The sequence below is a fragment of the Pseudomonas sp. GW821-FHT11D10 genome (assembly GCF_058808435.1).
The window spans coordinates 639,735-652,269 of the sequence record NZ_JBXARR010000003.1; the positions used below are offsets into that span (position 1 = coordinate 639,735).

The following is a 12,535-nucleotide window of genomic DNA, read 5'->3' on the forward strand; positions in this document are numbered from 1 at the left end:
TGTGTTCATTTGGGGAAAATCTCCAGCAATCGTGGCGCTATCTTTTCCAGTGGGCGGATTTCTACGGCCGCGTCGATGGCTGCGGCAGCCTTGGGCATGCCGTACACCGCACTGCTTTGCTGATCCTGCGCGATGGTCAGGTAACCCTGTTGGCGCATGAGCTTAAGCCCTTGAGCCCCGTCGCGTCCCATCCCTGTCAATAAAACCCCTACTGCGTCACCGTTCCAGTAGTTGGCGACGCTTTCGAAAAACACGTCGATCGAGGGGCGGTAGATCTCGTTGACCGGCTCGGCGGTGTAGGCCAGCGTGCCGTTCTTGAGCAAACGAATATGGTGGTTGGTGCCGGCCAGCAGCACCGCGCCGGCCTGCGGCGGTTCGCCTTCGCGGGCCAGGCGCACGTCCAGGCCGCTGGCGCTGGCCAGCCATTCAGCCATGCCGGCGGCAAACACCTGGTCGACATGCTGCACCAGCACGATGGCCGCCGAAAAGTGGCGCGGCAGGCCTTTGAGCAAGACTTCCAGCGCCGCCGGGCCACCGGCCGAAGAGCCAATCGCCACCAGCCGCTGGCGCGAGGCGGTACTGCGCGGTGTCGCAGGGGCCGGGCGCGAGCGGGCGGTTTTCTCGCCGATCAGCCAGCCGATGTTGAGGATCTTGCGCAGCAGCGGTGCCGCCGCTTCCTGAGGATTGCCACCGCCGATGGCCGGGGTGTCGACCACGTCCAGCGCGCCGTGGCCCATGGCTTCGAACACCCGGTGCACGTTCTGCTGGCGGTCCACGGTGACGATGACGATCGCACACGGGCTCTCGGCCATGATCCGGCGGGTGGCCTCGACGCCATCCATCACCGGCATGATCAGGTCCATCAGGATCAGGTCCGGGGTGTTTTCCGCGCACAGGCGCACCGCTTCGGCGCCGTTATTGGCGACCCACACCACCTGATGCGCCGGCTCGAAGGCCAGCGCACGGCGCAGGGCCTCCACCGCCAGAGGCATGTCGTTGACGATTGCGATCTTCATGCCCGCGCTCCTCCGATGAGCTCAACCACCGCGTCGAGCAGGGCGTCGTCATGAAAACTGGCCTTGGCTAGATAATAGTCGGCGCCGGCGTCCAGTCCACGGCGGCGGTCTTCCTCGCGATCCTTGTAGGACACCACCATCACCGGCAGCGATTGCAGACGGTTGTCGCGGCGCAGCAGCGAGACCAGCTCGATGCCGTCCATGCGCGGCATGTCGATGTCGGTGATCAGCAGATCGAAGTCCTCTGAGCGCAGGGCGTTCCAGCCGTCCATGCCGTCCACCGCGACGGCTACGTCGTAGCCGCGATTGAGCAGCAGCTTGCGTTGCAACTCGCGCACAGTCAGCGAGTCGTCGACCACCAGAATCCGCTTGCGCGCCGCTTCTGCGGCCTGATGGCCGTGGCGCGCGATGCGTTCCAGACGCCCGGTGTTGAGCAGTTTATCCACTGAACGCAGCATGTCTTCGACATCGACGATCAGCACCACCGAGCCATCGTCGAGCAAGGCACCGGCTGAAATGTCTTGCACCTTGCCCAGCCGCTCGTCCAGCGGCAGCACCACCAGCGTGCGCTCGCCGATGAAGCGCTCGACCGCCACGCCGTAGATCTCGTCGCGCTCGCGGATCACCACGACTTTCAGGGTGTCGCCGCTGTTCTGGCTGGCGGGTCGTTGCAACAACTGACTGGCCGCAACCAGCCCGACATGGCGGCCTTCGTGCCAGAAATGCTGGCGCCCTTCGACCTGCACGATGTCCTCCGGCGCCAGATCGCACATGCGCTCGATGTGCGCCAGCGGGAAGGCGTAAGCCTCGTCGCCGACTTCCACCACCAGGCTGCGCACCACGGAAAGCGTCAGCGGCACTTCCAGATGGAAGCGACTGCCCTCGCCCGCCGTTTGCTCCAGCACCACAGCGCCGCGCAACTGGCGAACCATGTGCTGAACGGCGTCGAGACCGACGCCACGGCCGGACACTTCGGTAACCTTGTCCCGCAGGCTGAAACCCGGCAGGAACAGGAAGGTCAGCAGTTCTTCTTCGCTCAACTGGGCGGCGGTTTCCGCTGGCGACAACTGGCGTTCAACGATGCTGCGGCGGACCTTTTCCAGATCCACACCATTGCCATCGTCGCTCAATTCCAGCACCAGCAGACCGGCCTGATGCGAGGCGCGCAGACGGATCAGGCCTTCCTCGGACTTGCCTTTGAGCAGGCGTTCTTCCGGGGTTTCGATGCCGTGATCGACCGCGTTGCGCAGCAGGTGCGTCAGAGGTGCTTCGAGTTTTTCCAGCACATCGCGGTCGACCTGAGTCTTCTCGCCCTCGATCTCCAGTCGCACCTGCTTGCCGAGGCTGCGACCGAGGTCCCGCACCATCCGCACCTGCCCCGACAGCACATCGGCGAACGGCCGCATGCGGCAGGCCAGCGCAGTGTCGTAGAGCACTTGTGCGCGCTGACTCGCTTGCCAGGCAAACTCGTCGAGTTCGGCGTTTTTCTCGGCCAGCAGTTGCTGGGATTCGGCGAGCAAACGGCGCGCGTCTTCCAGTGCCTCTTGAGCCTCAAGGCTCAGGGCGTGTTCCTTGAGATGAACGTTGAGACTTTCCAGCGCCCGCAGGCCGTTGTTCTGCATGCGCTTGAGGCGCTGCATCGTGGCCAGGTGCGGCTTGAGGCGCTGGGTTTCCACCAGGGATTTGCTCGACAGATCGAGCAGGCTGTTCAGGCGTTCGGCGGTGACCCGCAGCACCCGCTCGCCACCTTCGGTGGTGCGTTTGCTCTTGCGCGGCGCGGGTTCCGGCTCGGCAACCTCAACGGGGATTTCAACGGGCGCGGGCTCAACCACCGGCGGTGGCTGAAGCTGCAACTCGGCCATCACTGGGGCACTCGGAGCGGCGGGCACCACGGCCGGTGCCGCCGGGTCGAGCAAACCGCCCATCAACGCCACGTATGCCTCTATGTCCGCAGGCTGCGGGCCATTGGCCGGGGTGGCGATGCGCATCAGCAAGTCGGTGCCCTGCAACAGCGCGTCGATATGTTCCGGGCGCAGGAACAACCGCCCTTCCTGGGCGCTGACCAGGCAATCTTCCATCACATGGGCGACGCTGACGCCGCTGTCGATGCCGACGATCCGCGCCGCGCCTTTCAGCGAGTGCGCCGCACGCATGCACGACTCTAGTTGATCGGCCTGGGTCGGGTTGCGCTCCAGCGCCAGCAGCCCGGCGCTGAGCACCTGGGTCTGGGCTTCGGCTTCGAGGCTGAACAGCTCAAGCAAGGAGGCGTCGCGCATTTGCTCGGGGGTCATGTAAGGCTCCGGGACACGGCGGACAACAGCTGTTCTTCATCCAGCCAACGCAGGCTGCGACCTTTGAAAGGCAGCACGCCTCGGGTGTATTTGGCGCTGGCCTGTGCGCCGGACCGCGACGCGGCATCGAGAATTCGCTCGTCGATGGCGTGAATCCCGTCGACTTCGTCCACCGGCACCACCACCGGCCCGCCCTGGGCCGAGATGATCAGCATGCGCGGCATGATCCGCGCGCCGGTCGCCGGGGCCGCGTTGCTGTCGAGGTCGAGCAGTTCGACCAGCGACAGGCACGCCACCAGCGCACCGCGCACGTTCGCCACGCCGAGCAAGGCCCGGGAGCGCTGGTGCGGCAATGAGTGAATCGCCTGCAACGGCGCGACCTCCACCAGACTGCGGGTGGCCAGGCCGAGCCATTCTTCACCGAGGCGGAACATCAGCAGTGAACGGGTCTTCAGCTCGGTTTCGACCTGGGTCGCCACCGGGTCGCGCTCGTCCTGCTGCAATGCATAGCGGTCGAGCAGGCGCGTGGCGGCGGCGGAATACACCGAGCAATTGCGGCAATGGATGTGCTCGTCCAGCAGCGGACAGGACTTGTCGCCGTGGATGCCGATGCGATTCCAGCAATCGTCGATGGCCCGGGCGTCTTCGTGGGTGACGTTCAAGGTGTCGGACGGGATCATCGTTTACGCTCACTGTCGGCGGTGCGGTCGCTGCGGGCGGCGCGCTCCTGCAATCGTCTGGCGCCGGCCGTGTCGCCCTGGGCTTGCAGCAAAGCAGCCAGGTGCATCAAGGCTTCGGGGTGTTGCGGTTCGAGGTACAGCGCCTTGCGGTAAAAGCCCTGGGCTTCGAGGGCGCTGCCGGCGACATCGCTCAGCAGACCAAGCCAGTAGAACACCTGGGCCACCGGCTCATGGCTGCGCAAATACTGTTCGCACGCGGCACGGGCCTCGGCACTTTTGCCTTCGTTGGCGAGGGCGGCGATGTTGGCCAGCAAGGTCGCGGCGTCGGGGTTGGTGCTTTTAACCGTCGCGGGCAAAGGCGTCACGCCAGCAAACGGACGATTGCGCACCGGCGGCGGTGGCGTGCTGCGTACCGGTTGGCGCACAGGCAACGGCACCGGAATCGCGGTCGGCATCGGCAACGGTTCGGGCTGCGGTTCGCTGTGACGACTGAAGGCGAAGGACTGCGGAATTCCGATCGAACGCATGCCCAGCCGCCCGAGCAGACTGCCCTCGGCCGGGCCGATAAACAGCACGCCATCGACATGGGTCAGGCGCTTCAGCACGGCGAATACCTGCTGCTGGGTCGGCTGGTCGAAATAGATCAGCAGGTTGCGACAAAACACGAAATCGAACGGCGGCTCGTTGACCAGCAATGACGGATCGAGCACGTTGCCGACATGCAGGCGCACCTGCTCGCGGACAATTTCATTCACCCGATAGCCCTCGTTTTCGGCGAAAAAATGCCGCTCACGAAAGTCCAGGTCCTGGCCGCGAAACGAGTTCTTGCCGTATAGCGCCCGCCGCGCCTTGTCCACCGACAAGGGGCTGACGTCCATGCCATCGACCTTGAACTGATGGGGTTTGAGACCCGCATCGAGCAAAGCCATGGCAATCGAATAGGGTTCTTCACCGGTGGAACACGGCAGGCTGAGGATGCGCAACGCACGCATGTTGTTCAGCTCGCCCAGGCGTTTGCGCGCCAGTTTGCCCAGGGTGGCGAAGGATTCCGGGTAACGGAAAAACCAGGTCTCGGGGACGATCACCGCTTCGATCAGCGCCTGCTGTTCATCCCGCGAGCCTTGCAGGGTCTGCCAGTACTCATCGGCATTCACGGTTTGCGACAGGGTGATGCGCTGGCGCACGGCCCGCTCGATGATCGCCGGGCCGACCGAGGCGACGTCGAGGCCGATGCGTTCCTTGAGGAAGTCGAAGAAGCGCTGGTCGCTGCTCATGGCTGCTCCTCAAGCCGCGCCGGGTCCAGCGGCGGTGTCGGGAACAGCAGCGTACGCACCGTCTCGTCCAGCAAGTCGTTGACCCGCACCCACTGCACCAGCCCTTGCGCGTCTTCACGCACCGGGCCGAGGTACGGCGCCTGACGATTGTCGAGGCCGTACGGCCGGAAATCCTCCGGGTTGCAGCGCAGGGTGTCGGTGGCCTGTTCGAGGATCAGGCCGAGCCATTGCGAGGGTTGCGAGTCATCTGCGCGGTAATGCACCAGCACCAGCCGTGTGCTGGTGCGCGCTTCGGCAGGATGGCCGAACGTCAGGGCACTGAGGTCGATCACCGGCACCACCGTGCCGCGATAGGCGAACACCCCCGCCACCCAGTGCGGCGCCCGGGCAATCGGCTTCAACGGCAGGCGCGGCAGCACTTCGGCCACTTCTGTGGCGCGCAAGGCGTAGCGTTCGCTGCCGATGCGAAACAGCAGGAACAACGCCTGCTTCGCCACCGGTGCAGCGCTGCGTTTGGCGGTGATTTCGCTCATCAGACTTTGAATCGCGAAACGCCGCTGCGCAGGCCCACGGCCACCTGGCTCAGTTCGTCGATGGCGAAACTGGCCTGACGCAACGACTCGACCGTCTGGCTGCTGGCATCACCCAGCTGCACCAGCGCGTGGTTGATCTGCTCGGCGCCGGTGGCCTGGGCCTGCATGCCTTCGTTGACCATCAACACCCGCGGCGCCAGCGCCTGCACCTGATGGATGATCTGCGACAGTTGCTCGCCGACCTGCTGCACTTCAGCCATGCCGCGCCGCACTTCCTCGGAGAACTTGTCCATGCCCATCACCCCGGCGGAGACCGCCGACTGGATCTCGCGAACCATCTGTTCGATGTCGTAAGTCGCGACAGCGGTCTGATCCGCCAGACGCCGCACTTCGGTGGCGACCACGGCAAAACCACGGCCGTATTCACCAGCCTTTTCCGCTTCGATCGCAGCGTTCAGGGACAGCAGGTTGGTCTGGTCGGCGACCTTGACGATGGTCACGACCACCTGATTGATGTTGCCGGCCTTCTCGTTGAGGATCGCCAGTTTGGCGTTCACCAGATCCGCCGCGCCCATCACCGAATGCATGGTGTCTTCCATGCGCGCCAGGCCTTGCTGCCCGGAACCGGCCAGCACCGAGGCCTGATCGGCGGCGGTGGAGACTTCGGTCATGGTGCGTACGAGGTCGCGGGAGGTCGCCGCGATCTCGCGGGACGTTGCGCCGATTTCTGTCGTGGTCGCAGCGGTTTCGGTGGCGGTGGCCTGCTGTTGTTTGGAGGTGGCGGCGATCTCGGTCACCGAGGTGGTGACCTGCACCGACGAGCGCTGGGCCTGGGACACCAGCGAGGTGAGCTCGGTCATCATGTCGTTGAAGCCGGTTTCCACGGCGCCGAACTCGTCCTTGCGGTCGAGGTTCAAGCGGCTGCTCAGATCGCCGGTGCGCATGATGTCGAGGATCTGCACGATGCGGTTCATCGGCGCCATGATCGCGCGCATCAGCAGCAGACCACAGAAACCGGCCGCCAGCACGGCCACCAGCAGCGAGACGAACATGCTGACCTTGGCCGCCGCCACGGCTTCGTCGATGTTGGACATGGCCTGGTCGGCGACTTTCTTGTTCTCGCCGATGATGTCGTTGAGTTTCATCCGACCCGAGTACCAGGTCGGTGTCAGTTGTTCGTGGAACAGCTTGACGGCTTCGGCTTCCAGATTGCGTTTGTGCAGATCCAGCACGGTGTCCTGAATCTTCATGTAGGTGTCGTGATACTTCTCGAAAGACGCGAATTCGAGCTTGTCCTCGTCCGTCACGACCGTGTTGCGGTAATTGGTCATCTGCTCCTGAAGACGGGATTCGAAGGCTTTGTAATCGGCCGCGTCTTCGCTGCTGACACCCTGCCCTTCCTTGAGCCCCAGCAGCTCCTGGGTCTGCAGGTAGCTGTCGACCCACGCGCCACGAATCATCGAGCTGTAATAGACGCCGGGAATCGCGTCGTCACGGACGCTGTTTTCACTGGCTTCGATCTTCAGCAACCGCGAATACGAGACGACCACCATCAGCAGCATGATGGCGATAATCACCGCAAAGCTCGCCAAAATGCGTTGGCGCAACGTCCAGTTCTTCACAGTCAGTCCTCGGGGCGGGTCGAAATGCGGGGGAGTATAGCTGAGGGCGGTGTTTCATTTATAAGACGGTTTGCCGCGCTCCGGCCTTCCGCTCATAAAACACGACGGGCTCTGGACAAGGACTTTCCGGCAATCGGAGGTCGACGTGCCAGTGGCGCATTGGCAAAAAGGGGCGATGGATCGGCCATTTCAGCGGCAGACGATCCGGCGGCACCCTAACGCGTGCTTGCCGGCGCTTTTTCAGCCGCAACGAAAGAACCCGCCATCCTGTGCGGGATCGCGGGTTCCTGTAACGCTGAGCGGTTTTACTGGATAGCTACACGGACCTGCTTCTCCAGCTCCACCTTCAAACCCGGCTCCAGCTTCAGCTGCCGCGCCAGTTCATCCAGATAGCTCTTCTCCATGAAGTTCTCCTCATCCACCATCATCACGCTCGCCACGTACATTTCGGCGGCCATCTCCGGCGTGCTTGCCGCGCGGGCGACGTCGGTGGGGTCGAGGGGTTTGTTGAGTTCGGCGTGGAGCCAGTGTTTGAGCTCCTGATCGTTGTCTAGTCGGGTGAATTCACCTTCGATCAGTTGGCGCTCGCGGTCGTCGATATGGCCGTCGGCCTTGGCGGCGGCGACCAGGGCTTTGAGGATGGCCTGGCTGTGTTGTTCGACTTGCGCCGGTGGCAGGCGATCGAGGGTTTGCGGTTCGCTTTGCGGGGCGGTGCCTTTTTGGGCGTTCCAGTTGCCGTAGGCTTTGTAGGCGATCACGCCGAGGGCGGCGAGGCCGCCGTAGATGGCGACTTTACCGCCGACCTTGCGGGCCTTTTTGCTGCCCAGCAGCAGGCCCATGGCCCCGGCTGCCAAGGCGCCTCCGCCGGCACCGGAGAGCAGGCTGCCGAGGCCGTTGGCGCCGGAAGATCCGCCCAGCAAGCCGCCCAAACCACCGGCAGCCGGTTTGTTCTGCGCCCCGCCCGCCTTGTTCTGCAGCAGATCCTGGCCGGACTTGAGGAGTTGATCGAGCAATCCACGGGTGTTCATGTTCCGTCTCCAAACAGGGGTTATCCGGATCAATAAGGCCCTCAGCCTAGTTCGAAAGTGCCCGTCGTTTGGGTGCGAGTGTGCTTCCAGATGTTGCCTGGCCCACCGCGGCCATTCGCGAAAATAGATATACACTCGGGGCAATCTATAAAAACCGCCCACCGGGTAATCCTTCCATGATGACCTTGCGTCAGATCCGCCATTTCATCGCCGTGGCCGAGACCGGCTCGATCTCCGCCGCTGCGCAAACCGCGTTCATTTCCCAATCGACCCTGACCCTGGCCATCCAGCAACTGGAGGAAGAAATCGGCGTCAGCCTGTTCAACCGCCACGCCAAGGGCATGACGCTCACCCATCAGGGCCACCAGTTCCTGCGCCAGGCGCACCTGATTCTGGCGACCGTGGACAACGCCAAACGCAGCCTGCAACAGAGCACCGATCAGGTCGCCGGGCAGTTGATCGTCGGCGTGACCAGTCTGGTGGCCGGTTATTACCTGGCGGATTTGCTGACCCGTTTCCAGCGCGCCTATCCCAATGTCGAGATCCGGGTGATGGAGGACGAGCGGCCGTACATCGAGCATCTGCTGGTCAGCGGCGAGATCGATGTCGGTGTGCTGATCCTCTCCAACCTCGAAGACCGCCACGCCTTGCAGACCGAAGTGCTGACCCACTCGCCGCACCGGCTGTGGTTGCCGGCCCAGCATCCGCTGCTGGAACACGACAGCATCAACCTCGCCGATGTCGCCCGCGAGCCGTTGATTCAACTGAACGTCGACGAGATGGATCGCAACGCCCAACGTCTATGGCGCGGCGCCGGACTGCAACCGAAGATCACCCTCAGAACCGCGTCCACCGAAGCCGTGCGAAGTCTGGTGGCGGCGGGCCTCGGCGTTTCAATCCAGCCCGACATGACCTACCGCCCATGGTCACTGGAAGGCGACATCATCGAAGCCCGGCCGATTGCCGACCTCAGCCAGACCCTCGACGTCGGTCTGGCCTGGCGTCGTGGCACTGCGCGACCCGCGCTGGTCGATCCCTTCCTGACCGTTGCCCGCGAACAGCCACACGGCGGACGCAAGCCATCTATTTAATCGAATGCCACCTTCAGTATTTAGAATTTGTCGACCCCGGAGCCGCGCACTAGTCTTGCTGCATCTATAAGACGGTCGGCTCCCGGAACAGGGAGCCACATGGCCATACAAGAAAAGAGATCACGGAAAATGGCTGGCGCGCAGACCCACATGCACACCGCGTTGCTGATCGACGGCGAACTGGTCGCCGGCCAGGGTTTTGTCGAACCGATCCTCAACCCGGCCACCGGCGAAGTCCTGACCCAGATCGCCGAAGCCAGCACCGAGCAAGTCGAAGCCGCCATCCTCGCCGCCCACCGCGCCTTTGCCGAGTGGTCGCGCACCACCCCGCAACAACGCTCCAACCTCTTGCTGGAAATCGCCAACGCCGTCGAAAAACACGCTGACCACCTCGCCCGCCTCGAAGCCCTGAACTGCGGCAAGCCACTGCACCTGGCGCGGCAGGACGATCTCACCGCCACCGTCGATGTATTCCGCTTCTTCGCCGGCGCCGTGCGTTGCCAGACCGGCCAGCTCAGCGGCGAATACGTGCCGGGCTACACCAGCATGGTGCGCCGGGATCCGATTGGCGTGGTCGCCTCGATTGCACCGTGGAACTACCCGATCATGATGGCCGCGTGGAAGATCGCCCCGGCCCTCGCCGCGGGCAATACGCTGGTGTTCAAGCCGTCCGAACACACGCCGCTGTCGATTCTGGCACTGGCTCCGGCGCTGGCCGAAATTCTGCCGCGCGGGGTGATCAACATCGTCTGCGGTGGCGGCGAAGGCGTCGGGAGTCACCTGGTTGGCCACCCGAAAGTGCGCATGGTGTCGCTGACCGGCGATATCGTCACCGGCCAGAAAATCCTCCAGGCCGCCGCCAAAACCCTCAAGCGCACGCACCTCGAACTTGGCGGCAAGGCCCCGGTGATCGTCTGCAACGACGCCGACCTCAAAGCCGTGGTCGAAGGCGTGCGCACTTATGGCTATTACAACGCCGGGCAGGATTGCACGGCGGCTTGCCGGATCTACGCCCAGGCCGGGATTCACGACAAATTGGTCGCCGAGCTCGGTGCGGCGGTCAGCAGCCTGCGCTTCGCCGGCAAACGCGATGCCGACAACGAAATCGGCCCGCTGATCAGCACCCGTCAGCGCGACCGCGTGGCCAGTTTCGTCGAGCGCGCCCTCGGTCAGCCGCACATCGAACGGGTGACCGGCGCCGCAGTGCATTCCGGCGCCGGGTTCTTCTATCAGCCAACCCTGCTGGCCGGTTGCAAACAGAGCGATGAAATCGTCCAGCGCGAAGTGTTCGGCCCGGTGGTGACCGTGACCCGCTTCGACGAACTGGCGCAAGCGGTGGACTGGGCCAACGACTCGGAATACGGCCTGGCTTCGTCGGTCTGGACCCAGAACCTGGACAAGGCGATGCAGGTCGCCGCGCGGCTGCAATACGGCTGCACCTGGATCAACAGCCATTTCATGCTGGTCAGCGAAATGCCCCACGGCGGGCTGAAACGCTCCGGTTACGGCAAAGACTTATCCAGCGATTCGCTACAGGACTACAGCGTGGTGCGGCACATCATGGCCCGCCACGGCCAGCATCTCTGACTACGCTAATAACAAGCCGACCACGGCATGCTTCACCGCGTTCACAACTGCCCCGACCATAATTTAAAGAAGAGGGTTCACCATGTTCGTGCACAAGACCGCACTGCTCAGTGCAATCACCACGGCCCTGCTGGCCAGCGCCAGCCTGCAGGCCGCCGAGCCGCTGAAAGCCGTCGGCGCCGGCGAAGGCCAGCTGGATATCGTCGCCTGGCCCGGCTACATCGAACGCGGTGAAAGCGACAAGGCCTACGACTGGGTGACCGGTTTCGAGAAGGAAACCGGCTGCAAGGTCAATGTGAAAACCGCCGCCACCTCTGACGAAATGGTCAGTCTGATGGCCAAGGGCGGTTACGACCTGGTGACGGCGTCGGGCGATGCCTCGCTGCGGTTGATCGTCGGCAAGCGTGTGCAACCGATCAACACCGCGTTGATCCCGAACTGGAAATCCCTCGACCCGCGCCTGAAAGACGCGCCGTGGTACGTGGTCAACAACCAGACCTACGGCACCCCGTACCAGTGGGGCCCGAACGTGCTGATGTACAACACCAACGTGTTCAAGACCGCGCCGACCAGCTGGAACGTGGTGTTCGACGCGCAGAACCTGCCTGACGGCAAGCCGAACAAGGGTCGCGTGCAAGCCTACGACGGCCCGATCTACATCGCCGACGCGGCGCTCTATCTGAAATCCACCAAGCCTGAGCTGGGGATCAAGGATCCGTACCAGCTCACTGAAGATCAGTACAAGGCTATGCTGGATCTGTTGCGCGCCCAGCAGAAGCTGATTCACCGCTACTGGCACGACACCACGGTGCAGATGAGCGACTTCAAGAACGAGGGCGTGGTCGCGTCCAGCGCCTGGCCGTATCAGGTCAACGGCCTGATCAACGAGAAACAGCCGATCGCTTCGACCGTGCCGAAAGAAGGCGCCACCGGCTGGGCCGATACCACCATGCTGCACGCCGAGGCCAAGCACCCGAACTGCGCCTACAAGTGGATGGACTGGTCGCTGCAGCCGAAAGTCCAGGGTGATGTGGCGGCTTGGTTCGGTTCGTTGCCGGCGGTTCCGGCGGCGTGTCAGGGCAGTGAGTTGCTCGGCGCTGAAGGTTGCAAGACCAACGGGTTCGATCAGTTCGACAAGATCGCCTTCTGGAAAACACCGCAGGCTGAGGGTGGGAAGTTTGTGCCGTATAGCCGGTGGACGCAGGACTACATTGCGATTATGGGCGGTAGGTAGCACTCCGGAACGACGCGGTCTGCCCCCTTTCCCCCTCGCCCCCCTGGGGGAGAGGGCTGGGCGGGCGGCGTGCCGATGAGGGGGTGGCTTTTGATCTTGCTCTTAATTTCAGGGCAAAGGCCGAAACCGCTGCCCTCATCCCCCGCCCTCTCCCGGAGGGAGAGGGAGCTAAAAGCAGA

At 63.6% G+C, this 12,535-nt stretch carries 10 protein-coding genes; 3 read left to right on the forward strand and 7 right to left on the reverse strand.

What is annotated here, in order from left to right:
• Positions 1–5 precede the first annotated feature (5 nt).
• From AC1RT4_RS13245 to AC1RT4_RS13275, 7 genes are all read right to left on the reverse strand, one after another.
• Complete coding sequence (locus AC1RT4_RS13245; protein WP_085609170.1) at positions 6–1,016, reverse strand: chemotaxis response regulator protein-glutamate methylesterase; 1,011 nt, start codon at positions 1,014–1,016, stop codon at positions 6–8.
• Positions 1,013–3,307, reverse strand: coding sequence for a hybrid sensor histidine kinase/response regulator (locus AC1RT4_RS13250; RefSeq protein WP_493085591.1), 2,295 nt, complete (start codon positions 3,305–3,307; stop codon positions 1,013–1,015). Before AC1RT4_RS13250 ends, AC1RT4_RS13245 begins: the two co-directional genes overlap by 4 nt.
• Positions 3,304–3,987, reverse strand: coding sequence for a chemotaxis protein CheW (locus AC1RT4_RS13255; protein ID WP_007954679.1), 684 nt, complete (start codon positions 3,985–3,987; stop codon positions 3,304–3,306). The genes AC1RT4_RS13250 and AC1RT4_RS13255 overlap by 4 nt, the downstream gene beginning before the upstream one ends.
• The gene (locus AC1RT4_RS13260) at positions 3,984–5,261 is read right to left on the reverse strand and encodes a CheR family methyltransferase (RefSeq protein WP_493085593.1); all 1,278 of its coding nucleotides are present in this window, start codon (positions 5,259–5,261) and stop codon (positions 3,984–3,986) included. The genes AC1RT4_RS13255 and AC1RT4_RS13260 overlap by 4 nt, the downstream gene beginning before the upstream one ends.
• The gene (locus AC1RT4_RS13265) at positions 5,258–5,794 is read right to left on the reverse strand and encodes a chemotaxis protein CheW (RefSeq protein WP_493085595.1); all 537 of its coding nucleotides are present in this window, start codon (positions 5,792–5,794) and stop codon (positions 5,258–5,260) included. The genes AC1RT4_RS13260 and AC1RT4_RS13265 overlap by 4 nt, the downstream gene beginning before the upstream one ends.
• Positions 5,794–7,416 (reverse strand): methyl-accepting chemotaxis protein, encoded by a 1,623-nt coding sequence (locus AC1RT4_RS13270; protein WP_273896351.1) that lies wholly within the window; start codon positions 7,414–7,416, stop codon positions 5,794–5,796. The genes AC1RT4_RS13265 and AC1RT4_RS13270 overlap by 1 nt, the downstream gene beginning before the upstream one ends.
• Before the next feature lie 305 nt (positions 7,417–7,721).
• The gene (locus tag AC1RT4_RS13275) at positions 7,722–8,444 is read right to left on the reverse strand and encodes a tellurite resistance TerB family protein (protein ID WP_493085598.1); all 723 of its coding nucleotides are present in this window, start codon (positions 8,442–8,444) and stop codon (positions 7,722–7,724) included.
• 176 nt (positions 8,445–8,620) lie between these two features.
• Between AC1RT4_RS13275 and AC1RT4_RS13280 the strand changes: the two genes are divergently transcribed.
• The 3 genes from AC1RT4_RS13280 (at position 8,621) to ydcS (ending at position 12,356) form a co-directional block, all read left to right on the forward strand.
• Positions 8,621–9,535, forward strand: a complete 915-nt coding sequence (locus AC1RT4_RS13280) for a LysR family transcriptional regulator (protein WP_065259672.1) — start codon at positions 8,621–8,623, stop codon at positions 9,533–9,535.
• Between the two features lie 99 nt (positions 9,536–9,634).
• A complete protein-coding gene (locus AC1RT4_RS13285) occupies positions 9,635–11,122 on the forward strand; it encodes a gamma-aminobutyraldehyde dehydrogenase (protein ID WP_064593679.1) in 1,488 nt (495 codons plus the stop codon).
• A gap of 82 nt (positions 11,123–11,204) precedes the next feature.
• On the forward strand, positions 11,205–12,356 hold the full coding sequence (ydcS, locus tag AC1RT4_RS13290; protein WP_493085601.1) for a putative ABC transporter substrate-binding protein YdcS: 1,152 nt from the start codon (positions 11,205–11,207) through the stop codon (positions 12,354–12,356).
• Positions 12,357–12,535: the final 179 nt, after the last annotated feature.

Bases quoted from the DNA above. Each gene is read 5' to 3' on its own strand.
- ydcS (WP_493085601.1), top strand. From the start codon at position 11,205: ATGTTCGTGCACAAGACCGCACTGCTCAGTGCAATCACCACGGCCCTG.
- AC1RT4_RS13280 (WP_065259672.1), top strand. From the start codon at position 8,621: ATGATGACCTTGCGTCAGATCCGCCATTTCATCGCCGTGGCCGAGACC.
- AC1RT4_RS13265 (WP_493085595.1), bottom strand. From the start codon at position 5,794: ATGAGCGAAATCACCGCCAAACGCAGCGCTGCACCGGTGGCGAAGCAG.
- AC1RT4_RS13285 (WP_064593679.1), top strand. From the start codon at position 9,635: ATGGCCATACAAGAAAAGAGATCACGGAAAATGGCTGGCGCGCAGACC.
- AC1RT4_RS13245 (WP_085609170.1), bottom strand. From the start codon at position 1,016: ATGAAGATCGCAATCGTCAACGACATGCCTCTGGCGGTGGAGGCCCTG.
- AC1RT4_RS13260 (WP_493085593.1), bottom strand. From the start codon at position 5,261: ATGAGCAGCGACCAGCGCTTCTTCGACTTCCTCAAGGAACGCATCGGC.
- AC1RT4_RS13250 (WP_493085591.1), bottom strand. From the start codon at position 3,307: ATGACCCCCGAGCAAATGCGCGACGCCTCCTTGCTTGAGCTGTTCAGC.
- AC1RT4_RS13275 (WP_493085598.1), bottom strand. From the start codon at position 8,444: ATGAACACCCGTGGATTGCTCGATCAACTCCTCAAGTCCGGCCAGGAT.
- AC1RT4_RS13255 (WP_007954679.1), bottom strand. From the start codon at position 3,987: ATGATCCCGTCCGACACCTTGAACGTCACCCACGAAGACGCCCGGGCC.